Source organism: Streptacidiphilus jeojiensis (assembly GCF_042510965.1).
GTDB classification, from domain to species: domain Bacteria; phylum Actinomycetota; class Actinomycetes; order Streptomycetales; family Streptomycetaceae; genus Streptacidiphilus; species Streptacidiphilus jeojiensis.
On sequence record NZ_JBEUKS010000009.1, the window covers coordinates 184,618 to 209,181 of the forward strand.

General features: G+C 72.3%; 18 protein-coding genes and 3 tRNA genes. 8 read left to right on the forward strand and 13 right to left on the reverse strand.

Annotation, left to right across the window (positions count from 1 at the left end; all coding sequences use genetic code 11):
- The first annotated feature begins 4 nt into the window (after nucleotides 1–4).
- From ABUW04_RS24920 to ABUW04_RS24930, 3 genes are all read left to right on the forward strand, one after another.
- Complete coding sequence (locus tag ABUW04_RS24920) at nucleotides 5–439, forward strand: MarR family winged helix-turn-helix transcriptional regulator (protein ID WP_030251010.1); 435 nt, start codon at nucleotides 5–7, stop codon at nucleotides 437–439.
- 182 nt (nucleotides 440–621) lie between these two features.
- Nucleotides 622–2,007: a glycosyltransferase 87 family protein gene (locus ABUW04_RS24925; protein ID WP_380566676.1), complete on the forward strand. Its 1,386-nt coding sequence runs from the start codon at nucleotides 622–624 to the stop codon at nucleotides 2,005–2,007.
- A 154-nt stretch (nucleotides 2,008–2,161) separates the two neighbouring features.
- A tRNA-Ile gene (locus ABUW04_RS24930) sits at nucleotides 2,162–2,235 on the forward strand.
- A 150-nt stretch (nucleotides 2,236–2,385) separates the two neighbouring features.
- Here ABUW04_RS24930 and ABUW04_RS24935 read toward each other — a convergent pair.
- The 3 genes from ABUW04_RS24935 to ABUW04_RS24945 all read right to left on the reverse strand — a co-directional run bounded on the left by ABUW04_RS24935 (nucleotide 2,386) and on the right by ABUW04_RS24945 (nucleotide 3,696).
- On the reverse strand, nucleotides 2,386–3,372 hold the full coding sequence (locus ABUW04_RS24935; protein ID WP_380566677.1) for an aldo/keto reductase: 987 nt from the start codon (nucleotides 3,370–3,372) through the stop codon (nucleotides 2,386–2,388).
- Nucleotides 3,373–3,519: 147 nt separating this feature from the next.
- Nucleotides 3,520–3,592 (reverse strand) — tRNA-Asn (locus ABUW04_RS24940).
- Between the two features lie 31 nt (nucleotides 3,593–3,623).
- Nucleotides 3,624–3,696 (reverse strand) — tRNA-Asn (locus ABUW04_RS24945).
- A gap of 248 nt (nucleotides 3,697–3,944) precedes the next feature.
- On the opposite strand from ABUW04_RS24945, the gene ABUW04_RS24950 reads away from it, so the two are divergent.
- Together ABUW04_RS24950 and ABUW04_RS24955 are read left to right on the forward strand one after the other, a co-directional pair.
- Nucleotides 3,945–4,244: a hypothetical protein gene (locus ABUW04_RS24950; RefSeq protein WP_030251003.1), complete on the forward strand. Its 300-nt coding sequence runs from the start codon at nucleotides 3,945–3,947 to the stop codon at nucleotides 4,242–4,244.
- Nucleotides 4,245–4,336: 92 nt separating this feature from the next.
- Nucleotides 4,337–5,761, forward strand: a complete 1,425-nt coding sequence (locus ABUW04_RS24955) for an FGGY family carbohydrate kinase (RefSeq protein ID WP_030251000.1) — start codon at nucleotides 4,337–4,339, stop codon at nucleotides 5,759–5,761.
- Nucleotides 5,762–5,773: 12 nt separating this feature from the next.
- Here the strand turns inward: ABUW04_RS24955 and ABUW04_RS24960 are convergent, their stop codons facing one another.
- The 6 genes from ABUW04_RS24960 to ABUW04_RS24985 all read right to left on the reverse strand — a co-directional run bounded on the left by ABUW04_RS24960 (nucleotide 5,774) and on the right by ABUW04_RS24985 (nucleotide 13,868).
- Entirely contained in the window at nucleotides 5,774–7,132 is a 1,359-nt protein-coding gene (locus tag ABUW04_RS24960; protein WP_030250997.1) for an RNA polymerase sigma factor, read from the reverse strand.
- A 130-nt stretch (nucleotides 7,133–7,262) separates the two neighbouring features.
- On the reverse strand, nucleotides 7,263–9,182 hold the full coding sequence (gene dnaG, locus ABUW04_RS24965) for a DNA primase (protein ID WP_030250994.1): 1,920 nt from the start codon (nucleotides 9,180–9,182) through the stop codon (nucleotides 7,263–7,265).
- Nucleotides 9,183–9,257: 75 nt separating this feature from the next.
- The gene (locus ABUW04_RS24970; RefSeq protein WP_380566678.1) at nucleotides 9,258–10,517 is read right to left on the reverse strand and encodes an NAD(P)/FAD-dependent oxidoreductase; all 1,260 of its coding nucleotides are present in this window, start codon (nucleotides 10,515–10,517) and stop codon (nucleotides 9,258–9,260) included.
- Nucleotides 10,518–10,621: 104 nt separating this feature from the next.
- Nucleotides 10,622–11,884, reverse strand: coding sequence for a deoxyguanosinetriphosphate triphosphohydrolase (locus ABUW04_RS24975; protein ID WP_380566679.1), 1,263 nt, complete (start codon nucleotides 11,882–11,884; stop codon nucleotides 10,622–10,624).
- A 61-nt stretch (nucleotides 11,885–11,945) separates the two neighbouring features.
- Nucleotides 11,946–12,851 (reverse strand): sirohydrochlorin chelatase, encoded by a 906-nt coding sequence (locus tag ABUW04_RS24980; protein ID WP_380566680.1) that lies wholly within the window; start codon nucleotides 12,849–12,851, stop codon nucleotides 11,946–11,948.
- Between the two features lie 129 nt (nucleotides 12,852–12,980).
- Nucleotides 12,981–13,868, reverse strand: a complete 888-nt coding sequence (locus ABUW04_RS24985; RefSeq protein ID WP_051724965.1) for a trypsin-like serine peptidase — start codon at nucleotides 13,866–13,868, stop codon at nucleotides 12,981–12,983.
- 308 nt (nucleotides 13,869–14,176) lie between these two features.
- Between ABUW04_RS24985 and ABUW04_RS24990 the strand changes: the two genes are divergently transcribed.
- Complete coding sequence (locus tag ABUW04_RS24990; protein WP_063757442.1) at nucleotides 14,177–15,316, forward strand: alpha/beta hydrolase; 1,140 nt, start codon at nucleotides 14,177–14,179, stop codon at nucleotides 15,314–15,316.
- A gap of 41 nt (nucleotides 15,317–15,357) precedes the next feature.
- Here the strand turns inward: ABUW04_RS24990 and ABUW04_RS24995 are convergent, their stop codons facing one another.
- Nucleotides 15,358–16,338 carry a proteasome assembly chaperone family protein gene (locus tag ABUW04_RS24995; protein ID WP_030250977.1) on the reverse strand — a complete coding sequence of 327 codons (981 nt, stop codon included), beginning with the start codon at nucleotides 16,336–16,338 and terminating at the stop codon, nucleotides 15,358–15,360.
- 424 nt (nucleotides 16,339–16,762) lie between these two features.
- Between ABUW04_RS24995 and ABUW04_RS25000 the strand changes: the two genes are divergently transcribed.
- Entirely contained in the window at nucleotides 16,763–17,449 is a 687-nt protein-coding gene (locus tag ABUW04_RS25000; RefSeq protein ID WP_030250974.1) for a GNAT family N-acetyltransferase, read from the forward strand.
- A gap of 223 nt (nucleotides 17,450–17,672) precedes the next feature.
- On the opposite strand, the gene ppdK is transcribed toward ABUW04_RS25000, so the two are convergent.
- The 3 genes from ppdK to ABUW04_RS25015 form a co-directional block, all read right to left on the reverse strand.
- On the reverse strand, nucleotides 17,673–20,426 hold the full coding sequence (gene ppdK, locus ABUW04_RS25005) for a pyruvate, phosphate dikinase (RefSeq protein WP_380566681.1): 2,754 nt from the start codon (nucleotides 20,424–20,426) through the stop codon (nucleotides 17,673–17,675).
- A 392-nt stretch (nucleotides 20,427–20,818) separates the two neighbouring features.
- Nucleotides 20,819–21,976 (reverse strand): tRNA dihydrouridine synthase DusB, encoded by a 1,158-nt coding sequence (dusB, locus tag ABUW04_RS25010; RefSeq protein WP_380566682.1) that lies wholly within the window; start codon nucleotides 21,974–21,976, stop codon nucleotides 20,819–20,821.
- Nucleotides 21,977–22,069: 93 nt separating this feature from the next.
- Nucleotides 22,070–22,960, reverse strand: coding sequence for a helix-turn-helix transcriptional regulator (locus tag ABUW04_RS25015; protein WP_030250966.1), 891 nt, complete (start codon nucleotides 22,958–22,960; stop codon nucleotides 22,070–22,072).
- Between the two features lie 102 nt (nucleotides 22,961–23,062).
- On the opposite strand from ABUW04_RS25015, the gene ABUW04_RS25020 reads away from it, so the two are divergent.
- Complete coding sequence (locus ABUW04_RS25020; RefSeq protein WP_037594434.1) at nucleotides 23,063–24,538, forward strand: MFS transporter; 1,476 nt, start codon at nucleotides 23,063–23,065, stop codon at nucleotides 24,536–24,538.
- Nucleotides 24,539–24,564 lie beyond the last annotated feature (26 nt).

Consider the following 24,564-nt stretch of genomic DNA (forward strand, 5'->3'; position numbering starts at 1 on the left):
GCGTATGTCGCAGCAGCTGGATCCGCTCTCCCTCGAAGTCGTCGACCTGATGGCCAACCTGGTCGCGCTCTTCCACAAGGAGTACGAGGAGGCCGCCTCGGCCCGCTCGCTCACCGGCGCCCAGGCCAAGGTGCTGGCCCTGCTGCGGCGCGGACCGATGCCGATGCGGCAGATCGCCCAGACGCTGAGCTGCGAGCCCTCCAACATCACCGGCATCGTCGACCGGCTGGAGCTGCGCGGCCTGGTGGCGCGTCAGGCCGACCCCGACGACCGGCGGATCAAGCGCGTCGCCGCGACCGAGGCCGGCCGCACCGCCTCCGAGGAGCTCCGCGAGTCGCTGAACTTCGCCCGCGCGCCGCTGGCGGCCCTGGAGCCGACCGAGCGCGAGCAGCTGCGCGACCTGCTGCAGCGCATCGTCGAGGGCGCGCAGCAGCACTGAGCCCGCCTGCGTCGGTGTACGAAAAGGCGCAGATCAGAGCCATTTGTGATCCCAAAGGATGACTCCTTCCCCTCCTGCCGGGGGGACGTTCCGGTCCGGGCCAGCCGCTAGACTCCCGCGGATGACGAGTCGACAGGGGACTCGTCGGACGCGGGATTCCAACGGGGGACATGGCGGGGGATGTGGCAGTCAACGCAGTGGACGGCAGTCAGCACGGCACGGTCACACGGAGCGTCGAAGGCCTGGACGGCGGTCCTCGGCTCGGCCGTACGGGGGAATCCCCGGACCGTATTCGGCCCGACCCGCGCCGCTCGACGCGGTGGGTCGTCGGCGGCACCCTGATCTCCCTGCTCGGCTACGCGGTGGTGCGCCACTTCACCCGGGTAGACATGGTGGACATGGTGGTCTACCGCGCCGAGGGCGACACCGTGCGCCACGGCCAGGACCTCTACGCCATGGTCGTGCCGCAGTTCAACCTCTCCGCGACCTATCCGCCGTTCGCGGCGCTGCTGTTCGTCCCCACCTCCTTCGTCCCGGTCGGCGTGCTGCGGGTGCTGGTCACGGTCGGCAACTTCGCCCTGCTGGGCACGCTGGCCCAGCTCGCCTTCCGGCTCGTCGGCTGGCCCCGGCGCCCGCTGCGGCCCCAGGCGGTGGTCCTCGCCGTGGGGCTGGGCGTCTGGCTGGAACCGGTCTGGACGACGCTCAAGTACGGGCAGATCAACCTGCTGCTCGCCTGCCTGGTCCTGGCCGACCTCAACCGGCCCGACGGCTCGCGCCGCAAGGGGCTGCTGATCGGCGTCGCCGCCGGGATCAAGCTCACCCCCGGCCTCTTCGGCGTCTACCTGCTGCTCACCGGCCGGCCCCGGGCGGCGCTCACCTCCTTCGCCGCCTTCCTCGGCACCGTGCTGCTCGGCGGGATCGCGCTGCCGAACGACTCCTGGCACTTCTGGACCCACTACCTCTACGACTCGCACCGGGTCGGGCGGACCCAGATCTCCGACAACCAGTCGGTGCGCGGCACCCTGGCCCGGCTGCTGCACGAACCCGACCCCACCCTGTCCTGGGCGGTCCTCGCCGCACTGACCGCACTGGCCGGCCTCGGCACTGCCGCCGCCATCGTGCGCAACCGGCAGCACCTCCCCCGCGCCGAGGCCTGGGGCGTGGTCTGCGCGGCCGTCACCGCGCTGCTGATCTCGCCGATCAGCTGGACCCACCACTGGGTCTGGTGCGTCCCCATCCTGGTCCTGCTGGCCGCCGAGGCCGCGGCGGAGCAGGCCCGGCCGCAGGACCTGCGCCACCTGCGCTGGCGACCGGTCCTCGGCGGAGCCCTGGTCTGCTTCCTGGGCTTCAGCATGTGGCTGGCGCCGCACAGCCCGGACGCCAGCCTCCGGCTGCACTCCTGGGAGCAGCCGCTCTCCTCGGTCTACTCGGTCTTCGGCCTCCTCCTGCTCGGGGTCGCCGTCACCCGGTTGCTGCGCTGCCGTCACGCGGCCGAGCTACGGCTCACGGCAGCCCTGCCGGCGCAGCGCGAATGCCCTGTGGGCCCCCTGGAAAGATCCACCCAATAGGAACCCCCCGCGCGAACAGCGCGTCCCACCAGCTATGCTGCGGCGAGCGGTGCTCACCAGAGCCGCTCGTCCTGATGTACGACGATCAGTCAGTATGTTCGCTACTGGTCCGCGTGCATGGGATCCCCGGACGGTCCGCCGACCGGGTTGCCAGGGGGCGGTAGCTCAGCCGGTTAGAGCAGGGGACTCATAATCCCTTGGTCGTGGGTTCGAGTCCCACCCGCCCCACCGCAGGCAGTAGGGCTTGATCAGATCAGCCACTACGTTAGATGAAGGGCCCCGCGATGCATGCATCGCGGGGCCCTTTTCCACTCGAACGGGTCTGGCCCGCGCCGCACCTCGTCGACGGTCCGCGGGCCGGCCGGGCGTCTCCCGGGGTCAGCGGGCGGCGTCCAGGCGGGTGCGCTGGTCCTCCGTCAGTTCCAGGTCGACGGCGGCCAGGCTCTCCTCCAGCTGGGCCACCGAGGAGGCGCCGACCAACGGGAGGATCGGGACCTCACCGCCGATCAGCCAGGACAGCACCACCTGGTTGAGGGTGGCCCCGGTCTCGCCGGCGACCTGGCGCAGCGCCGCCAGCCTGACCTCGGTGCCGGGGTGGTCGAAGGCGGCGTTCAGCGGCTTGTCGCTGCGGGTGTAGCCGCCGTCGGCCAGCGGGGAGTAGGCGACCATGGTCAGCCGGGGGTCCTCCCGCAGGTAGCTGAGCAGGTCGGCGCCGACCAGTCCGTGGTCGCCGTCCCGGGAGAGCTGGCCCGGCAGGTCGGCGCGCGGGCGCAGGTAGGTGTGGCGGTACTGCAGCACCTCGTAGCCCGGCAGTCCGGCCGCCGCCGCGATGTTCCTGGCCCGCTCCACCCGCCAGGCCCAGTGGTTGCTGACGCCCAGCAGCCCGACGGTGCCCTCGGCGACCAGCTCGGCGAAGCCCTCCACGGTCTCCCGCAGCTCCACCCGCGGGTCCTCGATGTGGGCGTAGAGCAGCGGCAGCCGGTCCAGGCCCAGCCGCTCCCGGCTGCGCTCGGCGGACTCGCGGATCACCTTGGCCGACAGCCCCTCGGGGTTGTCGATGTAGCCGGTGCCAGGAGCCAGCGGACGGGCGCCGAGCTTGGTCGCGATGGTGACCTCGTCCCCGATCCCACGGCTGCGGCGCCAGCGTCCGAGCAGTTCCTCGCTCTGGCCGCCCTGGCTTCCGTCGTCCCAGAAGGCGTAGTTGTCGGAGGTGTCGATGAAGTTGCCACCGGCCTCGACGTAGCGGTCCAGGATGGCGAAGGAGGTCGCCTCGTCGGTGCTGCTGCCCATCCGCATGGCGCCGAGGCTGAGCACGCTCACGTCACGGCGGGTGGCGGGGTCGGTGCCGATCGTACGGTTGCGCACGGGTACTCCTCCGGTCACGGCCCGTCACTTGCGGGCCCTGACAGGGAGTCTGGCTGCTGGAGCGCGCTCCAGGTCAAGCACGTTCGGGCGACGGCTTCCGGACGCGACGACGGAGGCCCCGACCGTGGTCGGGGCCTCCGGGTGGAGCTCCTCCAATTGGACTCGAACCAATAACCTGCCGATTAACAGTCGGCTGCTCTGCCAATTGAGCTATGGAGGATCGTTCATCTCGCCGGTCTGGCTTCCGGCAGCTCCCCCAATTGGACTCGAACCAATAACCTGCCGATTAACAGTCGGCTGCTCTGCCAATTGAGCTATGGGGGAAAGTACGGCTGCGACGACCCGACCCGACTCCGTCGGACTGCTGGGCGGCGCTTGCTGCGGGTCATACATTAGCGCACGTAGGGGGGTGCTCCGCCAATCGTTACCCCCGCCCCACCCGTACCTGCCTGGTTCGGCCCTCGTCGTGGCGGGTAGGCGAGCCCGGACGAGCCCCGTAGGCTCCGAAGCAGGATGCGGCGCGGACCCGGACGGAGCCGGCGGGCCCCCGCACGGAGAGAGGTGGAGGCGACATGCGCAAGCTCACTTTCATCATGGGGCTGGCCCTCGGCTACGTACTCGGCACCCGAGCCGGACGCGAACGCTACGAGCAGCTCCGCAAGACCGCCCGTGATCTCTCGCAGACGCCGGCCGTGCAGAGCGCCACCCGCAGCGCCAAGGACGCGGCGGGCGGCGCGGCGGGCCGGGCCGCCGACGCGGTGGCCGGCCGGGTCGGCGACAAGTTGCCCACCTCGGTCACCGATCGGGTCCCCTACCTGCGGGAACGCACCGCTGCCGCGAAGAACGACGCCTGGGGGAGCACCGGGCAGTAGCCGTCGAGACAGCCGCCCGCGACGGGCCCGGGCGCGTACCCACGCGCCGGGGTGGTGCTGTCGGCCTCCTGGGTGCGGCATGATCTCGTGCTATGGCGATTTCGGCTGGCATCGACTGCTCCACCCAGAACACCAGGATCGTGGTCTGCGACACCGACACGGGCGCCGTCCTGCGCGAGAGCCGTGCCCCGCACCCCGGTGCGGCCGCGGCGGGGAGCTCGGTGGCCGAGATCGACCCGCAGTCCTGGCTCCGCTCGCTGGGCACCGCCGCCGACGGCGGGATGCTCGAAGGGGTACGGGCCATCGGCGTCAGCGCCCAGCAGCAGGGCGTGCTGGTCCAGGACGCCGGCGGGGTGCTGGTGCGCCCGGCGCTGCTGCGCGCCGACCCGCGCGCCGCCAGCGCGGCGGCCCAGCTGGTGTCCGCCCTCGGCGGTCCCAGCGCCTGGACCGAGGCGGTCGGCGGGGTGCCCACCACCGGCTCGACCATCGCGAAGCTCCGCTGGCTGGCCGAGCACGAACCGCAGTCGGCCCACCGCGTCGCCGAGGTCCTGCTCCCGCACGACTGGCTGGTGTGGCAGCTGCTGGGCCACCCGGCCCGGCGCACCACCGACCGCGGCGACGCCTCCGGCACCGGCTACTGGTCCTCCGCGACCGGCCGCTACCGGGGCGAACTGCTGGCGCTGGCCCTCGGCCACGAGGCCGCCGTGCCCGATGTGCTCGGTCCCGCCGAGGCCGCCGGGCACAGCCCGGAGGGCCTGCTGATCTCGGCCGGCACCGGCAGCACCATGGCGACCCTGCTCGGCCTCGGCCTGGAGCCCGGCGACGCGATGGTCTCCCTCGGCAGCAACGGCACCATCCACGCCGTCCACGACAAGCCCGTCATCGACCCGGCCGGCATCGTCACCAGCTTCGCCGACGCCACCGGACGCCATCTGCCGCAGGTCACCACGCTGAACGCGGCCCGGGTGCTGCAGGCCACCGCCGAACTGCTGCGCACCGACGCGTCCGGGCTCAGCGACCTGGCGCTGCGCTCCACCCCCGGCTCGTACGGGCTGGTGCTGCTCCCCTACCTGGACGGCGAGCGCACCCCGAGGCTGCCGCACGCGGCCGGCACCCTGGCCGGGCTGCGGATCGAGTCGATGCGTCCGGAGCACCTGGCCAGGGCGGCGGTCGAGGGCATGCTGTGCGGGCTCGCGGACGCGCTGGACGTGCTCAGGAGCCACGGGGTGACGATCCGTCGGGTGTTCCTGACCGGCTCCGCCGGGCGGCTGGCCGCCGTGCAGAGCATCGCGCCGCTGGTCCTGGGCGTGCCGGTGGTGGTCCCCGCGCCCGGCGACTACGCCGCGATCGGGGCCGCCCGCCAGGCCGCCTGGGCGCTGGCGGGCACGGCCCTGCCGCCCGCGTGGCCGCTGCGCGACGCGGTGACCATCGACCCGGGCGAGGACGTCAGCGTCGGCCGCGCGGTGCGCCAGCAGTTCGCCGCGGTACGGTCGCAGGCCCACCCCGAGCTGGGCTAGCGCCGGGCACCCCTAGTCGAGGTAGCCGCGGAGCTGGTCGGCGAAGGCGTGGTCGCGCAGCTTGTTGAGCGTCTTGGACTCGATCTGGCGGATCCGTTCGCGGGTCACCCCGAACATCCGCCCGATCTCCTCCAGGGTGCGCGGGCGCCCGTCGATCAGCCCGTAGCGGAGCTGGACCACCCGGCGCTCGCGTTCGCCGAGGGTGGAGAGCACCGCCTCCAGGTGCTGGCGCAGCAGGATGAACGCGGCCGACTCCACCGGGGAGGTCGCGTCGCCGTCCTCGATCAGGTCACCGAGCGCGACGTCGTCCTCCTCGCCGACCGGCGCGTGCAGCGAGACCGGCTCCTGGGCCAGCCGCAGCACCTCGACCACCCGCTCGGCCGGCAGTTCCAGCACCGCGGCCACCTCGGCCGGGGTGGGCTCGCTGCCGCGCTCCTGGAGCAGCCGCCGCTGCACCCGCACCACCCGGTTGATCAGCTCCACCACGTGCACCGGCACCCGGATGGTCCGGGCCTGGTCGGCCAGCGCCCGGCTCATCGCCTGCCGGATCCACCAGGTGGCGTAGGTGGAGAACTTGTAGCCGCGGGCGTAGTCGAACTTCTCGACCGCGCGGATCAGGCCGAGGTTGCCCTCCTGCACCAGGTCGAGCATGGTCAGGCCGCGTCCGACGTAGCGTTTCGCCACCGAGACGACCAGGCGCAGATTGGCCTCGATGAGCCGGCGCTTGGCGATCCGGCCCAGCACGATCAGCCGGTCCAGATCGCCGACCAGGCGGTCGTCGTCCAGGCCGGGGCGGGCGTTGAGGTACTCCTCGGCGAAGAGCCCGGCCTCGACCTGGCGGGCCAGCTCCACCTCGTCGACCGCGGTGAGCAGCGGAATGCGGCCGATCTCGCGGAGGTACTGGCGGAACAGGTCGGCGGAGGGCCCGGCGGTGTCGTCGAGGGACGGGACCGGGGCGTCCGAGCGGTCGTCGGCGCGGTCGCCGGTCCGGTCCGCGGGCCCGACCGCCCCGTCGACGGCGGGCCCGTCGATGAGGTCGACCTCCTCGTCGACGAGGAGGAGTTCGGGCGGCGGCTCGTCGGGCGCGGCGGGCTGCGCCTGCGCGGACTGCTCGGGACTGTCCTGCGGGGCTGGGCGGATGGCCGTGGCGAGGTCCACGTCCTTCCCTTCCGGCGCCGGATGTCGCACTGCGGACGAGGGGGCCGACGCCTGCTGGCCGGGGCTGGGACCGTTCGAGGAACTGCGGAGCCTGGAGGAGGGCGGCAGAGCACGCTGCATCGGGACGGCGGGGGCCTCGCCGCCCTCCGTCCGTGACACGGTAGGCGAGGTTCCGCCGGGCTCGACGGTCTCGCGCTCTGATGAGTCGGGCACCGCAACCCAGTGTGCTCCTGTGCTGACGCTCAGGCAGAGACGTGTGCGCGGACTTTCTCGGTACGCACCGTGACTGGCATGTGCCGCTGAACGCCTGCGGCGACGCGGGTACGCACCGCGCGCAGGCCCGCTAGAGCGCGGCGGCGCCGCGTTCGCGCAGCGACTGGCCGTACTGCTGGAGCGCCCAGAGCTCGCCCTGGACGGCCGAGAGCTGCTCCGGCGTGGCCCGGGGGCCGAGCCGCTGGAGGTGGGCGCGGCAGTCGGCGACCCGTCGGTCCACCGCCTGCAGCCGCAGCTTGACCAGGAACTCCCCGGCGTAGACCGCGTCGGCGGCGCGGCGGGTGCGGACCGGCTCCACGGTCAGCTCGGTGATCAGCCCGCGCACGCCGTCGTCCGGCGCAGCCGCGCGGACCAGGCCGGACCAGGCGTCGGGCGCGGCCGCCCCGGCCTCGACACCGCCGGCCGCGGCGATGGCGGCCCGCACCGCGGCGTAGGGCGGGGTGGGGAACTCGTCCTGGGCGTAGAAGTCGAAGGTGGGGGCGACCAGCACCGGGTGCTGGAGCGCGAGCTTCAGCAGCTCCCGCTCCACGAACTGGGCCGGGTCGCGCGGGTTGAGCCGGTACGCCGGGCGCATCGGCGCCGCCGCGGCGGGGGCCTGGCCCTGCTGCTGGCCCTGGCGGCGGACGCCCGAGCGCGCCGCCTGCTGGTCCCGCTCGCGCTGCCAGCGGGCCAGCTGGTTGACCCGGCGGACCACGAACTGCTCGTCCAGGATGCCGACCATGCCGGCGAGTTGGACCGCGTAGTCGTGCTGGATCGAACCGTCCTTGATCCGGGCGACGATCGGCGCGGCCTGCTCCAGCGCGGCCGAACGGCCTTCCGCGGTCTCCAGGTTGTGGCTGGCGACGGCGGCGCGGATGGCGAACAGGAACAGCGGGACCGGGTGCTCGATCAGCGTGCGCACCGCCTCGTCGCCCTGGGCCAGCCGCAGTTCGCAGGGGTCCATCCCGCCGGGGCTGATGGCGATGGAGGTCCTGGCGGCGAACTTCTGGTCGTCCTCGAAGGCCCGCAGCGCGGCCTTCTGCCCGGCCGCGTCGCCGTCGAAGGTGAACACCACCTCGCCGCGGTAGGCCGAGGTGTCCATCAGCAGCCGGCGCAGGATCTTGATGTGGTCCTCGGCGAAGGCGGTGCCGCAGGTGGCCACCGCCGTGGTGACGCCCGCGAGGTGACAGGCCATCACATCGGTGTAGCCCTCGACCACCACCGCCCGGCCGGTCTTGGCGATGTCCTTCTTGGCCAGGTCGATCCCGTACAGGACGTTGGACTTCTTGTAGAGCGGGGTCTCCGGGGTGTTCAGGTACTTGGGGCCGTTGTCGTCCTCGCGCAGCTTGCGTGCGCCGAAGCCGACGACCTCGCCGGTGATGTCACGGATCGGCCAGACCAGCCGGCCGCGGAAGCGGTCCATCGGGCCGCGCTGCCCCTCCGAGCAGATGCCGGAGAGCAGCAGTTCGCGGTCGGAGAAGCCGCGGCCGCGCAGGAAGCGGGTGAGGTGCTCGAAGCCGCCGGGGGCGTAGCCCAGGCTGAAGTGCGCGGCGGCCTCGGCCTCGAAGCCCCGCTCCTTCAGGAAGCGCCGACCGATTTCGGCCTCGGGGCTGCTCAGCTGCTCGGTGAACCAGGCGGCGGCGATCTTGTTGATCTCCAGCAGCCTGGTCCGCTCGCCCTTCTGCTGGCCCGGCTGGTAGCCGCCGCCCTCGTAGCGCAGGGTGATGCCGACGGTGGGCGCCAGCCGTTCGACCGTCTCCACGAACGACAGGTGCTCGATCTTCATCACGAAGCCGAGGGTGTCCCCGCTCTCCTGGCAGCCGAAGCAGCTGTAGACGCCCTTGCTCGGGTTCACGTAGAACGACGCCGACTTCTCGTCGTGGAACGGGCAGAGTCCCTTGAGCTGGCCGCCGCCGCCATTGGTGAGCTGGACGTACTCCCCCACGACAGCATCGATCCGGACGGCGGCCCGAACCGCGTCCACGTCCTCGTCCCTGATCCGACCTGCCACGTCGTGCAGTGTATGCCCGGGGGCCGACAGTGCCGGACGGTGCGCGGGAGCTCAGCTGTCCGCCCGGCGGTCGGCTCAGAGCTCGCCGAGCGGGATCGCCGGGTCGGCCAGCCGGTCCGGGTCGATCGGGCGCCCGGAGCGGACCAGCTGCTGGATGCCGCCGGCCACGTCCCAGACGTTGACGTTCATCCCGGCCAGCACCCGGCCGTCCGGGTCCTGCCAGAAGGCGATGAACTCCCGCTTGCCGGCGTCCCCCCGCACCACCACGTGGTCGTAGGAGCCGGAGGCGGCGTAGCCGGAGTACTCCAGGCCGAGGTCGTACTGGTCCGAGAAGAAGTAGGGGACCCGGTCGTAGACCACCGGCTGCCCCAGCATCGACCGGGCCGCCGCCGGGCCGCCGTTGAGCGCGTTGGCCCAGTGCTCGACCCGCAGCCGCCGTCCGAACAGCGGGTGCTCGGCCGCCGCGACGTCGCCGGCCGCGAAGACGTCCGGGTCGGAGCTGCGCAGCGCGGAGTCCACGGCGATGCCGCCGCCCTCCTCGCGCGGGGCGAGGGCCAGCCCGGCGGCCTCGGCGAGGGCGGTCTGCGGGGCGGCGCCGATGCCGATCAGCACCGCGTGCGCCGGGTGCTCGTCGCCGTCGTCGGTGTGCGCGGCCAGCACCATGCCGTCCTCGCCCTCGATCTCGGTGACCCCGGCGCCGAAGTGGAAGTGCACGCCGCGGTCCTCGTGCAGCCGGGCGAAGAACTCGCCGAGCTCGGGGCCGAGCACCCCGTGCAGCGGGGTCGGCTGCGGCTCGACGACGGTGACCTCGGCCCCGTAGCCGCGCGCCGCCGCGGCGACCTCCAGGCCGATCCAGCCCGCGCCGACCAGCAGCAGCCGGCCGTTCTCCCGGCCCAGGGTCTGCAGCGAGGCCCGCAGCCGCTCGGCGTCGGGCAGCTTGCGCAGGTAGTGGACCCCGCCGAGGTCGATCCCGGGGACGTCCAGGGTGCGCGGCGCCGAGCCGGTCGCGATCAGCAGCTTGTCGTAGGTGAGCACGGTGCCGTCGGCGAGCTGGAGGGTCCGGGACTGCCGGTCCAGCCGGGTCGCCGGGTCGCCGATCCGCAGCTCGATGTCGTGCTCGGTGTACCAGTGCGAGTCGTGGACGAAGAGGTCGTCCCGGGAGGCGGCGCCGGTGAGGAAGCCCTTGGACAGACCGGGGCGCTCGTACGGTGCCTCACGCTCCTCGCCGACCAGGATGACCCGTCCGGTGAAGCCCTCGGCGCGCAGGGTCTCGGCGGCCTTGGCCCCCGCCAGCCCGGCCCCGACGATGACATGGGTCTCGTGTGCTTCCACCATCGTGGTCTCCTTCGTCCGTTCGGCCCGCAACCTTCATAGCGCCTGGTGTGCCCCGCGGAAAAGGCCGCGGCAAAGCCCAGGCAAACAACCGCACGCGTGCTCGGCTACCCGGCGGCGAACTCCCGGTGCCGGGCGGCCGCCGAGGCGTCGGTCAGGGTGGCGATCTGATCCACCACCGCGCGCAGCCGGCCCGCGTCGTCCGCGACCTCCTCGTAGAGCGCCCGGAACACCGGGTCCAGGCCGACCGGCGCGGCGGCGACCAGCGCCTCGGCCAGCTCCCCGATCACCGCGCGCTGCCAGGTGCGCAGCTGTCCCTGGTCGTCACGCTGCATCACATAGCGGACCGCGACGGCCTTGAGCACCGCGCACTCCAGCCGGACCCCGCGCGGGACGATCAGGTCGGCCCGGTAGCGGCTGAGCGGGCCGGGGCCGTAGCGGGCCCGGGTGGCCTGCTCGGCGGCGGTGCAGAAACGTCCGATCAGCTGGCTGGTGGCGTCCTTGAGGGCGGCCCGGCCCCGGGCCGAGCCGTCGTAGCTGTCCGGCCACCAGTCCTCGGCCTGCAGCCGGTCCAGCGCCTCGGCCAGTTCGTCCTCCGTCGCGCCGGGGGCGTACTGGGCGGCGACCTCGAACAGTTCGGCCCGCTCGGTGGCCGAGCGCAGCGCGGCCGGCTCGACATGGCCGGCCTGCAGACCGTCCTCGACGTCGTGGACGGAGTAGGCGACGTCGTCGGACCAGTCCATCACCTGGGCCTCGAAGCAGCGGTGGAGCTCCGGCGCGCCCTGGCGCAGCCAGTCGAAGACGGCCAGGTCGTCGGTGTAGACGCCGTACTTCTGCGGGAGTTCGGGGTGGCTGCCCCTGGTCCAGGGGTACTTGGTGGCGGCGTCCAGCGCGGCCCGGGTGAGGTTCAGCCCGACGCTGCGGCCGTCGCCGCCGGGGAGGTCGTCGAACCGCTTGGGTTCCAGCCGGGTCAGGATGCGCAGGCTCTGGGCGTTGCCCTCGAAGCCTCCGCAGCCGGCGGCGGCCCGGTCCAGGGCCTGCTCGCCGGTGTGGCCGAACGGCGGGTGGCCGATGTCGTGGGACAGACAGGCCGTCTCCATCAGGTCCGGGTCGCAGCCCAGCGCGGCGCCCAGCTCCCGGCCGATCTGGGCGCACTCCAGCGAGTGGGTCAGCCGGGTCCGCGGGAAGTCGCTGGCCAGCGGGGCGACGACCTGGGTCGTTCCGGCCAGCCGGCGCAGCGCGGCGGAGTGCAGCACCCGGGCCCGGTCCCGCTGGAAGGCGGTCCGGCCCGGTCGCTTGTCCGGCTCCTCCACCCAGCGGGCCTGCGCCGCCGTGGTGTAGCCGGCGCTGGCCTGTTCCATGTCGTCCATATCCGGAAACCGTATCCGGCCGGTACGACAGAAACCGCGGGACACGCCTCCGGAGTGATCGTCAGACCGCTTGCGCGGCAGCCAGGACGCGGTGTCCGGCCGCGGCCCGGTCGTAGCGCTCCAGCACCAGCGCGGCCATCGCCTCCTGGGCCCCGAGCGGTGCCGCGACCAGCCAGGGCGCAGCGGCGGCGGCCAGCCGGGCGAAGTCCCCCGGGGCGGCGAAGTAGGAGGCCACGGCGATCCGCCGGTAGCCGCGGGCGCAGAGTGCGGCCACCGCCTGGGGCACCGTCGGCGCGGCCGCCGAGACGAACGCGGGCACCACCGGGACGTGCAGCCTGGCGGCCAGCAGCAGCGCCTGGGTCTGCGCGTCCTTGGCCGAGGCCGGGTCCTTGGACCCGGAGGCGGCGAGCACGACGGCGTCCCTGGCCTCGCGCCGGCGCAGCCTGACGTTCTCCGGGTCGTCCCAGCCCGCCTCGGCCAGCCGCAGCTGCAGCGCCTCGGCGAGCAGCGGGTGCGGGCCGAGCGGCGCGGCGACGGCGGCGTCCAGGTGCGGGTGGCGCGCCAGCTGCTCGGGGATGTCGATGCGCATGTGGTAGCCGCGCCCCAGCAGCAGCGGGACCAGCACCACCTCGCTGCGGCCGGACCGGGGCAGGCCGCCGAGGACGTCGTCGAGCCGGGGCTCGTTCAGGTCCAGATGGGCCAGCCGGACGTCGAGCCCCGGGCGCGTGGCGCGGACCCGGTCCAGCAGCCGCAGCGCGGTCGCCAGCGCGGCGGGGTCGCGGGAGCCGTGCGCCACGGCCACCAGCACCGGCCGCGGGGCGGTCCGCGGGGACCGCGGTCCGACGGCGTGCAGGCGCCGGGGCGGGTCCGCGGGGCGGGGCGTGAAGCGGTGGGCGATCTCCGCGATCAGCTCGGCATGGCTGCTGCCGAGCGGGCCCTCGTCGGGTGTGGAGTCGGTCGGCGTCATGGCGCCCAGCCTGCCGGACGGGTGTTTCCAGCCAGTTGCACCCCCGTCACACCGCGTTTCCCGGCTCTCACGGGGATGCGGGGTCGGCGGTGAGTAACCATCGCGGGGTGCGCGGGGCATCGGCGGGCATCAGCCCAGGACGGTGGCTTGTTCGTAGAGGGCCTTGACGGCGTCGCCGAAGGAGCTGGCGTAGGAGACGGAGTCGGTGTAGCCGCCCTGCTCGTAGCCCCCTATGACGCCGACCAGGGTGCCCCGCCCGGTCCGTGCGTCGATCCCGGTCAGCATCGGGCCGCCGCTGCTGCCGTCGGCGTAGCCGGGGCAGTCGAACTCGGACTGGGTGGGCGAGTACGGCTTCAGCGTGTTGTGGCAGGCCACCGGCTGCTCCGCGGCCGAGGGGTAGCCGATCACCCCGACCGGCTGCGGCAGCTGGGTCCCGAACGCTATCCCCTGGGCGCCGACGAGGTCCGACAGCCGGGCCGAGGGATCACCGGCACGCTCGACGACCAGGAAGGCCACGTCGTAGTCGGGGTCCCCGTCCGCGGCCCAGCGCGGGTCGACCAGGATCCGGGCGGAGGTCCACTCCCCGTAGGGCTCCTGCTTGTCGTGGTAGCCCGGGACGAAGACCACCTGAGCGGGCGCGTCGGTCTTGCCGCCCGGCGTCACCACGCAGTGCGCCGCCGTCGCCACCACATTGCCGCCCGGGCTGTCGACGACACTGGCCGAGCAGAAGTGGTGGCTGTCCGCCGCCTTCGCCCCGTCGGCGCCGAAGAGGGCACCGACACTCGGCAGCCCGGTGAAGCTCGCGCTGGTCCCCGCCGTGGCGGCCACCCGTGGCCCGGCCAGCACGGCGGGCACCGCTACCAGGGCGTCGGCGGCCGGCGCCGACCGCGGCGACGGCCTGGCGGGGGCGGCCGAGCCCGTCCTGCCCTGGCTGTACTCCAGCGCCAGGGCGAAGCAGACCGTGAACGCGACCACACCGGCGACGCGCGTGAGCACACGCCACTGCGAACGGGTCACGTCGACGCGCTCCTTTCCGGACAAACTAACGGGTCGGATGATATGCACCGATCAGGCGACCCGTACACCTCCGCAGGTCGACACGGCCGTTTCCTTGACCCTGGTAAGGCGACAGGCCGTCACCAAGCGTCTCCGTGCCCCTGTTTTCGGCAGTATGCCGCACTCGTCCGCCGCCTCCGCGGAGCCACGGCTGCGTGCTCTTACCTTCCTGGACAATTGACCCACTTCTGTCGGTTAAGGTGCCAATACGACGGGACGGCTCAGCCCCCGCACAGATTGCAGTGTCGAGAACGCAGGGGGCCTGACCCATGAGTCTGACCGGGACGGCTTTCTTCTACGTCCTCATCGCGGCCACGGCACTGGCAATGGTGGCCACGCTGTTCGCCTGGGGCGCGGTCCGCGGGCCCCGTCCGGTGCGCTGGCTGACCAGGATCGTCATGATCGCCATCTGCCAGGTCACCGCCATCGCCGTGGTGGCGGTGTGGATCAACAACAGCTACGGCCTCTACACCGACTGGAACGACCTGCTGGGACGCGACAACGGCACCCAGACCGCCGCCATGCCGGGTCCGCCGCCGGACCGGGCGATGTTCACCCGCTCCGCCAACGGCCTGCTGGAGACCTACGTCCACGGCACCCACTCCAAGCTCTCCGGCCAGGTCCTGGTCTGGACCCCGCCGCAGTACGACGAGCGGCAGTACCGCAACAAGAGCTTTCCGGTGATCATGATGCTGCACGGCGTCCCCGGCTCGCCGCTGTCCTGGGTCGAGGGCATGGGCATGCCCGGCACCATCGCCAAGATGATGGCGGACGGCGAGGTCAAACCGGCCATCGTGGTGATGCCGGTGATCGACCCGGGCGGCATCGACACCGACTGCAGCGACACCCCCACCAGGAAGAACGCCACCTGGCTGGCCAAGGACGTGCCCGAGCTGATCCACAGCCAGTTCCGGGTCCTGCCGGAGGCCAAGGCCTGGGGGCTGATCGGCTTCTCCACCGGCGGCCTGTGCTCGGTCAAGCTCGCCATGCAGTACCCGAACCTGTTCGCCACCGCGGCGGCGATGAGCCCCGACCCCTTCGCCGGCGACCCCTCCGTACTGACCGACCCCACCCTGCGCAAGCAGAACAGTCCGCTGGAACTGGCGGCCAAGTGGCCGCGCGTCTCGCTGTTCCTGGCCACATCGGCGAAGGACCGTTCCAGCCCACCGTCCAATCTGACCGCGCTGCAGCGGGTGGCCATCCCGCCGACCCTGGTCGCCGAGCCCCTGGTGCTGGCCACCGGCGGCCACAGCCCCAACACCTGGCTGCGGATGCTCCCGACCGCGTTGCACTGGATGAGCAACGAGCTCGACCCGGCCCACGTGGTCGTCCCGCCCAAGAAGAAGGCGCCGGCTCCGAAGAAGGAGCCGACGCCCAAGCACGCCTCGCCGAGCGCCGCCCACCACTGAGCAGCCGGGCCGGCGGACTTGGCCGACGCGGGTCGGAGGAGCTACTGGACGTCCCCCGAGGCCCCCGGGGTGTCGCCCTGCTCCGCCAGGAACGCCTCGAAGGCGCGGCCGAGCTCGTCGGCCGAGGGCAGGTCGGCCGGCTCCGCCAGCAAGTTCTCCCGGTCGGCCGCGCCGGCGACGGCGTCGTACTGCTGCTCCAGGCCGATGACGGCGCCGCGCAGCTCGTCGTCGCCCTCGGCGATCTGCTGGTCGATGTCGGCGCGGACCTCGTCCAGCTTGGCCCGCAGCGACAGCCCCGGCAGCACCAGCCCGGTGGCCGCCTGGACGGCCTCCAGCACCGCCACGGCGGCCTGCGGGTAGGGGGTGCGCGCCAGGTAGTGCGGGACGTGCGCGGCGAAGCCCAGCACGTCGTGGCCGTGCTCGGCCAGGCGGTACTCCAGCATCGCCGCGACGCTGGCCGGCACCTGCACCTTCTCGAACCAGCGCGGGTAGAGCCCGAGCAGGTCCTCCCGGTTGCCGTGCGGGGTCAGCCCGACCGGGCGGGTGTGCGGGACGCCCATGGGGATGCCGTGGAAGTTCACCGCGAGCCGCACGCCCAGCTGCTCCACCACTTGGCGCACGGCCGTGGCGAAGCGCTCCCACTCCACGTCCGGCTCCGGGCCGCTCAGCAGCAGGAACGGCGCGCCGACCGAGTCGTGCAGCAGGTAGAGGTCGAGGGCGGGGGCGTCGTAGCTGGTCCAGCGGTCCCGGTCGAAGACCATCGCGGGCCGCCTGGCCCGGTAGTCGACCAGCCGGTCGGCGTCGAAGCGGACCAGTCGCTTGCGCTCGGGGTCCTCCAGGAGGTGGTCGACGACCTGCTCGCCGACCTCGCCGGCGTCCATGAAGCCCTCGAAGAAGTGCAGCAGGACCGGACCGGTGCCAGAGCTCTCCCCCGCGCCCGCGTGCGCGCCTGCGCCGAAAGCCGTCTCGACGGCCTCCAGAGCCTGCGGCTCGAATGCGTACAGCGCCTTCGGATCAAGCACGGTGAACCCAATCTCCCGAGGTCCGCACCTCGCTGCGGGCGAACTCCACTACACAGCCACCAGCATCCCCGACCAGCGCAGTATTCCCGAATCCACCCCCACCCGGAGCCGTTCCCGTTCACCGCCGCGAGCCGGAGTGACTTGGGCGTCGACTGCGGGTATGGTCCTCTCGCTGCACTGCATCGCTGCCGTCCGCAGACCTTGCCACAGCTGTACCCCCGCACGACCCCGCAGCACCCTCGTATCGCACCTTGCCTTCACCTGGCCGCCCGCTGTCCTTCGCGCTCTCGTTCCTTCCTCGGCCATCTCCCGGACAGAAACTGTCCCCTCGCTCCCCGCGCCGCCACGGCTGACGCGCTCCGTCGCCGTACCCGGAACCGCTGGGCGCACCCCCATGTCCCGCCGCCTGAAGGACACAAGGCCCGTGCCCGTACCTGTCTCCCTCGTCGGCCGCTCGGTGCGGCTGGAGCCACTCGACGTACGTCACATCGAACCCCTCGCCGCCGCGGCGGCGGAGGACCGCAGCAGTTACGCCTTCACCCCCGTCCCGCACGGCATCGAGGCGACCGCCCGCTACGTGGCGGAAGCGCTGGCCGCCCAGGAGGCCGGCCGCGCCGTGCCCTTCGCCACCGTCCGGGTCAGTGACGGCACGGTGGTCGGCTCGACCCGGTTCTGCGAGCTGGACTACTGGCAGGGCCCGGTGATCTGGCCGCCGGCCCCCCGCGGCCCGGTCGGCGATCCGCTGGCGGCGATCCCGGACGCCGCCGAGATCGGCGCCACCTGGCTGTCCGCGAGGGCGCAGGGCACCGGCATCAACACCGAGGCCAAGCTGCTGATGCTGCGTCATGCCTTCGACGTCTGGGGCGTGCGCCGGATCTCCATGCGCGCCGACGCCCGCAACGCGCGGTCCCGCGCGGCGATCGAGCGGCTGGGCGCGGTGCTGGAAGGGGTCCACCGGGCCCACACCCGCGGGCTCGACGGCCTGGTCCGGGGCACGGCCTTCTACTCGATCCTGGACGAGGAGTGGCCGGTGGCCCGGGTCCAGCTGGAGCTGCGCGTCGCCACTCCGCGGATCGCGGTGGAGCCGTCCAGACCGCTCATCTCGGCGTAGCCCGGCGCGCAAAAGAGACCGGCACGCAAAAGAGGCCGGGGCGGTGGGACGGACGCCATTGTCCGTCCCACAGCCCCGGCCGTACGGCGGGTACTCTGCGCCGAGCGCCGCCGTGCTTGGGCGGGCAGCCCCCTCCCGGCCCTCATCCTTGGTCGGGGACGGGGGTGTTGGGAGGGGTTGCCTCGCGCTGACAACCGGAGTGAGGGGCTCCGGTGAGGGTTTGTCAGCGCGAGTCGCTGCCCGCGGTCTCGATGGCGGCGCGGCCTGCCTCCAGGCGCGCCACCGGGATCCGGAAGGGCGAGCAGGACACGTAGTCCAGCCCGGCCTGGTGGAAGAAGTGGACCGAGTCCGGGTCGCCGCCGTGCTCGCCGCAGACGCCGAGCTTGAGGTCGGGGCGGGTCGCCCGGCCCTCCTTCACGGCGTGCTTGACCAGGGCGCCGACTCCGTCGCGGTCGATGGTCTCGAACGGGGAGACCCCGAAGATGCCCTTCTCCAGGTAGGCCGTGAAGAAGGAGGCCTCCACGTCGTCCCGGGAGAAGCCCCACACCGTCTGGGTCAGGTCGTTGGTGCCGAAGGAGAAGAACTCCGCCGCCTCGGCGATCTGACCGGCGGTCAGCGCGGCGCGCGGCAGCTCGATCATCGTGCCGAGCTTGATGTCGAGCTTGACCCCGGTCGCGGCCTGGACCTCGCGCAGCACCTGCTCGCACTCGTCCCGCACTATCTCCAGCTCCTGCACCGTCCCGACCAGCGGGATCATCACCTCGGGGCGGGGGTCCCCGCCGCCGCGGCGGCGCTCTGCGGCGGCCTCGGCGATGGCCCGCACCTGCATCCCGAACAGGCCGGGGATGACCAGGCCGAGGCGTACCCCGCGCAGGCCGAGCATCGGGTTGGCCTCGTGCAGCTTGTGCACGGCCTGGAGCAGCCGCAGGTCGTTCTCGTTGGGGTCCTTGCGGGCCTCGGCGAGGGCGACCCGCACCGAGAGCTCGGTGATGTCGGGCAGGAACTCGTGCAGGGGCGGGTCGAGCAGCCGCACCGTCACCGGCAGTCCGTCCATGGCCTGGAACAGCTCGACGAAGTCGCCCTTCTGCAGCGGCATCAGCGTCGCCAGGGCCGACTCGCGGTCCTTGTCGTTGTCGGCCAGGATCAGGTGCTCGACCTCCTTGCGCCGCTCCTCGCCGAGGAACATGTGCTCGGTGCGGCACAGCCCGATGCCCTGGGCGCCGAAGCGGCGGGCGCGGTTGGCGTCGTCCGCGTTGTCGGCGTTGGCCCGGACCCGGAGCTTGCGGCGGACGTCGGCGTGGGCCATCAGCCGGTGCACCGCCTGGACCAGGCCGCCCTCCTCGTCGGCGCCGGCGTGCAGGGTGCCCTCGAAGTACTCCACCACCGGGGAGGGGACCACCGGGACCTCGCCCAGGTAGACCTTGCCGGTGGAGCCGTCGATGGAGATCAGGTCGCCCTCCTCCACCACCTTGCCGTCGGCGGTCATGAAGCGGCGCTTCTTGGTGTCGACCTCCAGTTCCTCGGCGCCGCAGACACAGGTCTTGCCCATGCCGCGGGCGACCACGGCCGCGTGCGAGGTCTTGCCGCCGCGGGAGGTGAGGATGCCCTCGGCGGCGATCATGCCGTCCAGGTCGTCCGGGTTGGTCTCCCGGCGGACCAGGATCACCTGCTCGCCGGAGCGGGACCACTTGACCGCGGTGTAGGAGTCGAAGACGGCCTTGCCGACGGCCGCGCCGGGCGAGGCGGCGATGCCCCAGGCGACGCGCTCGGCCTTGGTCTTCTCGTCGAAACGGGGGAACATCAGCTGGGCCAGCTGGCCGCCGGTGACCCGGTGCAGGGCCTCGTCCAGGTCGATCAGGCCCTGGTCGACCAGCTGGACGGCGATCCGGAAGGCGGCCGCGGCGGTGCGCTTGCCGACCCGGGTCTGCAGCATCCACAGCTTGCCGCGCTCGATGGTGAACTCGATGTCGCAGAGGTCCCGGTAGTGGTTCTCCAGGGTCTCCATGATGGCCATCAGCTGGTCGTAGGAGGCCTTGTCCAGCCCCTCCAGCTCAGCCAGCTGCATGGTGTTGCGGATGCCGGCGACCACGTCCTCGCCCTGCGCGTTCTGCAGGTAGTCGCCGTAGACGCCCTGGTGGCCGCTGGCCGGGTCGCGGGTGAAGGCGACGCCGGTGCCGGAGTCGGAGCCCAGGTTGCCGAAGACCATGGAGCAGATGTTGACGGCGGTGGCCAGGTCGCCGGGGATGCGCTCCTGGCGGCGGTAGAGCTTGGCCCGGTCGCTGTTCCAGCTGTCGAAGACGGCGTGGACGGCGAGGTCCATCTGCTCGCGCGGGTCCTGCGGGAAGTCGCGGCCGGTGTGGTCGCGGACGATGGCCTTGAAGTCCTCGACGATCGCCTTGAGGTCGGCGGCGTCCAGGTCCAGGTCGTCGCTGGTGCCCTTGGCCTGCTTGGCCCGCTCCAGCGCCTCCTCGAACAGGTCGCCCTCCACGCCCAGCACGGTCTTGCCGAACATCTGGATCAGGCGGCGGTAGGAGTCCCAGGCGAAGCGGTCATTGCCGGACTGGGCGGCCAGGCCGCTCACCGAGGCGTCGGACAGTCCGATGTTGAGGACGGTGTCCATCATCCCGGGCATGGAGAACTTGGCACCCGAGCGGACCGAGACCAGCAGCGGGTCGGCCGAGTCGCCGAGCTGCTTGCCCATCTGCTGCTGCAGCGCGTCGAGGTGCGCACTCACCTCGTCGCGGAGCGAGGCCGGCTCGTCGCCGGTCTCCAGGTAGACCTTGCAGGCCTCGGTGGTGATGGTGAACCCGGGAGGGACCGGGAGACCGAGGTTGGTCATCTCGGCGAGGTTCGCACCCTTCCCGCCGAGCAGGTCCTTGAGATCCTTGTTGCCCTCGGTGAAGTCGTAAACGAATTTCTGCTCTGCCGACACGGGTCTGTTCTCCTGCCGCACGGTTGCCCTGACGACCGGAAACATACCCAGATCAAAGGCGTTTCAGCGCCCCCGTTGGGCCGTCAGTGGTTTGTACCCGCTGGTAACCCAGTAGATCGAATGCACCGGATCGGTCTTCGCCTAGGAAACTGAAATCGTCGCCCTGACGTTAGCCCGCCTTCAAAGGTTGAACGGACCGAAACCGCAAGATCACACCAGCGCTACTCAGCGTTCATGATCGGTGTCGCTTCCGTTGCCTTGGCTTGATTGCCTGGACGTTTGCGCCATCCGGTGACGCGAGCACGTTCGGAAGCCGTTCCGCCCCCCGGCCCACCTGCGCTTTTGCGTCCTTCTGACGCAAAGTGAGCACCAATGTGGCCAGAGTCACGTGCCCCCGCACGCCTCCGGCCACCTGTCGGACGTAGATTCCGTAAGCCTCAGCCGCCGCTGGTGTCCAGTTCGGCGTCCGCGCTGGGTACGGCGCAGTCGTAGGGGTCGTCCAGCCAGCCCTCCGGGAGCACCACCCGGTTGGCCCCGGAGGTCCGGCCGCGCGGGCCGTCGGCACTCTCGGGCCAGTGCTGGTCCTGGTCGACGGCGGCGAGGTGCTCGGCCAGCTCGTCCAGCGAGGAGGCCAGGGCCAGCGCGCGGCGCAGCTCGGAGCCGACCGAGAAGCCCTTGGTGTACCAGGCCACGTGCTTGCGGAAGTCCACGACGCCGTGCTTCTCGTCGCCGATCCACTCGCCCAGCAGCTGGGCGTGCCGGTACATCACACCGGCCACGTAGGAGAAGTCCGGCCGCGCGTACTCGGTCTCGCCCTCGAAGACCGAGACCAGCTCCTTGAACAGCCAGGGGCGGCCCAGGCAGCCGCGGCCGACCACCACACCGTCGCAGCCGGTCTCCCGCACCATCCGCACCGCGTCGTCGGCCGACCAGATGTCGCCGTTGCCCAGCACCGGGACGTGGTCCGGGACGGACTCGCGCAGCCGGGCGATGGCGGACCAGTCGGCCACCCCGCTGTAGTGCTGGATCGCGGTGCGCCCGTGCAGGGCGATGGCGGACACGCCCTCCTCGGCGCCGATCCGCCCGGCGTCCAGGTAGGTCATGTGCTCGTCGTCGATGCCCTTGCGCATCTTCATGGTGACCGGCAGCCCGCCGGCGTTGCCGACCGCCTGGCGCAGGATGTCCCGCAGCAGGTTCCGCTTGTACGGCAGCGCGGAGCCGCCGCCCTTGCGGGTCACCTTGGGCACCGGGCAGCCGAAGTTGAGGTCGATGTGGTCGGCCAGGTCCTCGTCCGCGATCATGCGGACGGCGCGGCCGACGGTGACCGGGTCCACCCCGTACAGCTGGATGGAGCGGGGCGTCTCGGAGGCGTCGAAGCCGATCAGCCGCATGGTCTTGCGGTCCCGCTCGACCAGCGCCCTGGTGGTGATCATCTCGGAGACGAACAACCCCTTGCCGCCGGACTGCTCCCGGCACAGGGTGCGGAACGGGGCGTTGGTGATGCCCGCCATCGGCGCCAGCACGACCGGCGGCCACACCTGGATGCCGCCCAGCTTCAGCGGGGCGGTGGTGGGGGCTGCGACGGTCGTGGTCATCTCTCGCTCTTCCTGATCACTGGGCGGACCCCCCATTGTCCCACCCCGATCCGGCGGCCCGGGCCGCCAGGCCCAGCGGTCGGCTCTCCGTGGTCAGCTTGAGGTGGCCAGCTTGTGCAGCCGCTCGATCCGCTCCCGGGTCTCCTCGTCGGCGGGGGTGTAGCTGACGATCCGGGTGCTGGGCCGCGGGCCCAGCCACAGCGTGGTGAACTCGAAGTGCAGCAGCCCGACGTGCGGGTTGAGGAAGCGCTTCTCACCGTTGCCGGTCATGCCGACCTCGTGCTGCTGCCACAGCGCGTCGAACTTGGGCGAGGCCAGTCGCAGCCGCTTGAGCAGCGCCTTCCAGGCCGGCTCGGCGACGTGGTCGGCCATGGCGCTGCGGAACTTGGCCACCATCAGCGCCGTCGCCTGCTCGTAGTCCACCAGGTTGCGCTTCCAGTCCGGGTGGGTGAAGGCCAGCAGCATCAGGTTGCGGTCCTCGGGCGCGACCTCGTCCAGGTCGGTGACCAGCAGCCGGTAGGTGCTGTTGTAGGCCAGGACGTCGTAGCGGCTGTTCATCGCCGCGCAGGGGTAGGGCTCCAGCTGCTTCATCAGCGCCTGGACCGACGGGGTGACCGTCGGGCAGGTCGCCGGGGGCGCCGGGTCCACGGTGCCGGCCAGGATGAACAGGTGCTGGCGCTCGTTGGCGTCCAGCAGCAGGGCCCGCGAGATGGCGTCCAGGACCTGCGGGGAGACCTGGATGTCCCGGGCCTGCTCCAGCCAGGTGTACCAGGTGACCCCGACGGCGGCGAGCAGCGCCACCTCCTCGCGGCGCAGCCCCGGCGTCCGGCGCCGGCCGACCGCGGGCAGGCCGACCTGCTCGGGCGAGATCCGCTCGCGCCGGCTGCGGAGGAAGCCGGCCAGCTCACGGCGGCGGACGTCCTCGGGGGCGGCGGAGGGGACCAGTTCGAGCGGGGCGGCGGCGGGAGCTGATGCGGTGGCCATGTCTACCAGGATGCACCCCTCGGCATCCCTGTGCCAGGTAGTACCGCTACCAGGATAACCAGACACTGGTACCAGGCTAAGCAGAGGCGGAAAGTAGTGGCCATGGCTACTCCACTGACCGCACCCGCAACCCGGGCGAACGTCCTGCCAACCGTCACCAAGCTCGGCGGCACCGGCCCCAAGCCGGCGCCGGCCGCCCCCCGGCTCAGCACCCTGGGCCTGTTCACCGTCCTGCTCGGCGCCTTCCTGCCGATGCTGGACTTCTTCATCGTCAATGTCGCCCTGCCCACCATCGACAAGGACCTGGTCGCCGGCCCGGCGACGCTGGAACTCTTCGTGGCCGGCTACGGCATCGCCTACGCCGTGCTGCTGGTCCTCGGCGGACGGCTCGGTGACCTCTTCGGCCGCCGCCGGCTGTTCATCGCCGGCTCCCTGGCCTTCGGCCTGACCTCGCTGGCCTGCGGCCTGGCCCCGACGGCGCTGGCGCTGGTCGGCGCCCGGGTGCTGCAGGGCGCGGCGGCGGCGCTGATGCTGCCGCAGGCGCTGGCCACCATCCAGTCCGCCACCCAGGGCGAGCGCAAGGCCCGCGCCATGGGCATCTACGGCGCGGTCGGCGGGATCTCGGTCGTCATCGGCCAGGTCCTCGGCGGGGTGCTGCTCTCGGCGAACCTGTTCGGCACCGGCTGGCGCTTCATCTTCCTGGTGAACGTCCCGGTCGCGCTAGTCGCCGCGGTGCTGGCACTGCGCTCCGTCCCGGAGACCCGCTCGGCCAACCCGGCCAAGGTCGACCTGCCCGGCACCGGCCTGCTGGCCGCGACGCTGCTGGCACTGCTGATCCCGCTGATGGAGGGCCGCGCCGTCGGCTGGGCCTGGTGGACCTGGACCCTGCTGGCCGCCGTCCCCTTCCTCGGCTACGCCTTCGTCCGCACCGAGCGCCGCTCGGAGCAGGCCGGCAACATCCCGCTGATCCCGCTGTCGCTGCTGCGCATCCACGGTCTGCGCACCGGTCTCACCATGGCCGTCCCCTTCTTCACCGGCTTCGGCGGCTTCATGGTGGTGATGGCGGTGGCCCTGCAGGTCGGCCTGAACGAGGGCCCGATCGCCTCCGGCGTGGCCATGGTCCCGATGGCCGTCGGCTTCTTCGTCGCCTCGCTGGCCGGACCGCGGCTGCTGACCCGCTACGGCAGCAAGGTGATCCGCACCGGCGCGGTGATCCAAGCCCTGGGCCTGGTGGTGCTCACGGTCACCGTGGCCACCGACTGGTCCGGCCTCAGCCCGCTGGTGCTGCTGCCCGGCATGGTCGTCGCCGGTACCGGACAGGGCCTGGTGATGCCTCCGCTGATCCGGCTGATCCTCTCCGAGATCCCGGCCGAGCGGGCCGGCGTCGGCGGCGGCATCCTCGCCACCACCCAGCAGTCCAGTCTCGCCCTCGGCGTGGCCACCCTGGGCACGCTCTTCCTCACCCTCTCCCCCACCCACGGCATGCACGACGCCCTGACCCTGGTGCTGGCCCTGCAGTTCGTGCTCACCCTGGCCGTCATCGCCCTCTCCACCCGCCTCCCCCGCCGCATCGGCTGACCCGCCGCGCGGTCCGTAGCCTCCAG

What these genes read in the sequence shown, in the direction of transcription:
- ABUW04_RS24950 (WP_030251003.1), top strand. Translation starts at nt 3,945, where the DNA reads ATGCGCAAGCTCACTTTCATCATGGGGCTGGCCCTCGGCTACGTACTC.
- ABUW04_RS24970 (WP_380566678.1), bottom strand. Translation starts at nt 10,517, where the DNA reads ATGGTGGAAGCACACGAGACCCATGTCATCGTCGGGGCCGGGCTGGCG.
- ABUW04_RS25020 (WP_037594434.1), top strand. Translation starts at nt 23,063, where the DNA reads ATGGCTACTCCACTGACCGCACCCGCAACCCGGGCGAACGTCCTGCCA.
- ppdK (WP_380566681.1), bottom strand. Translation starts at nt 20,426, where the DNA reads ATGTTTCCGGTCGTCAGGGCAACCGTGCGGCAGGAGAACAGACCCGTG.
- ABUW04_RS25015 (WP_030250966.1), bottom strand. Translation starts at nt 22,960, where the DNA reads ATGGCCACCGCATCAGCTCCCGCCGCCGCCCCGCTCGAACTGGTCCCC.
- ABUW04_RS24955 (WP_030251000.1), top strand. Translation starts at nt 4,337, where the DNA reads ATGGCGATTTCGGCTGGCATCGACTGCTCCACCCAGAACACCAGGATC.
- ABUW04_RS24975 (WP_380566679.1), bottom strand. Translation starts at nt 11,884, where the DNA reads ATGGACGACATGGAACAGGCCAGCGCCGGCTACACCACGGCGGCGCAG.
- dusB (WP_380566682.1), bottom strand. Translation starts at nt 21,976, where the DNA reads ATGACCACGACCGTCGCAGCCCCCACCACCGCCCCGCTGAAGCTGGGC.
- ABUW04_RS24980 (WP_380566680.1), bottom strand. Translation starts at nt 12,851, where the DNA reads ATGACGCCGACCGACTCCACACCCGACGAGGGCCCGCTCGGCAGCAGC.
- ABUW04_RS24920 (WP_030251010.1), top strand. Translation starts at nt 5, where the DNA reads ATGTCGCAGCAGCTGGATCCGCTCTCCCTCGAAGTCGTCGACCTGATG.
- ABUW04_RS24990 (WP_063757442.1), top strand. Translation starts at nt 14,177, where the DNA reads ATGAGTCTGACCGGGACGGCTTTCTTCTACGTCCTCATCGCGGCCACG.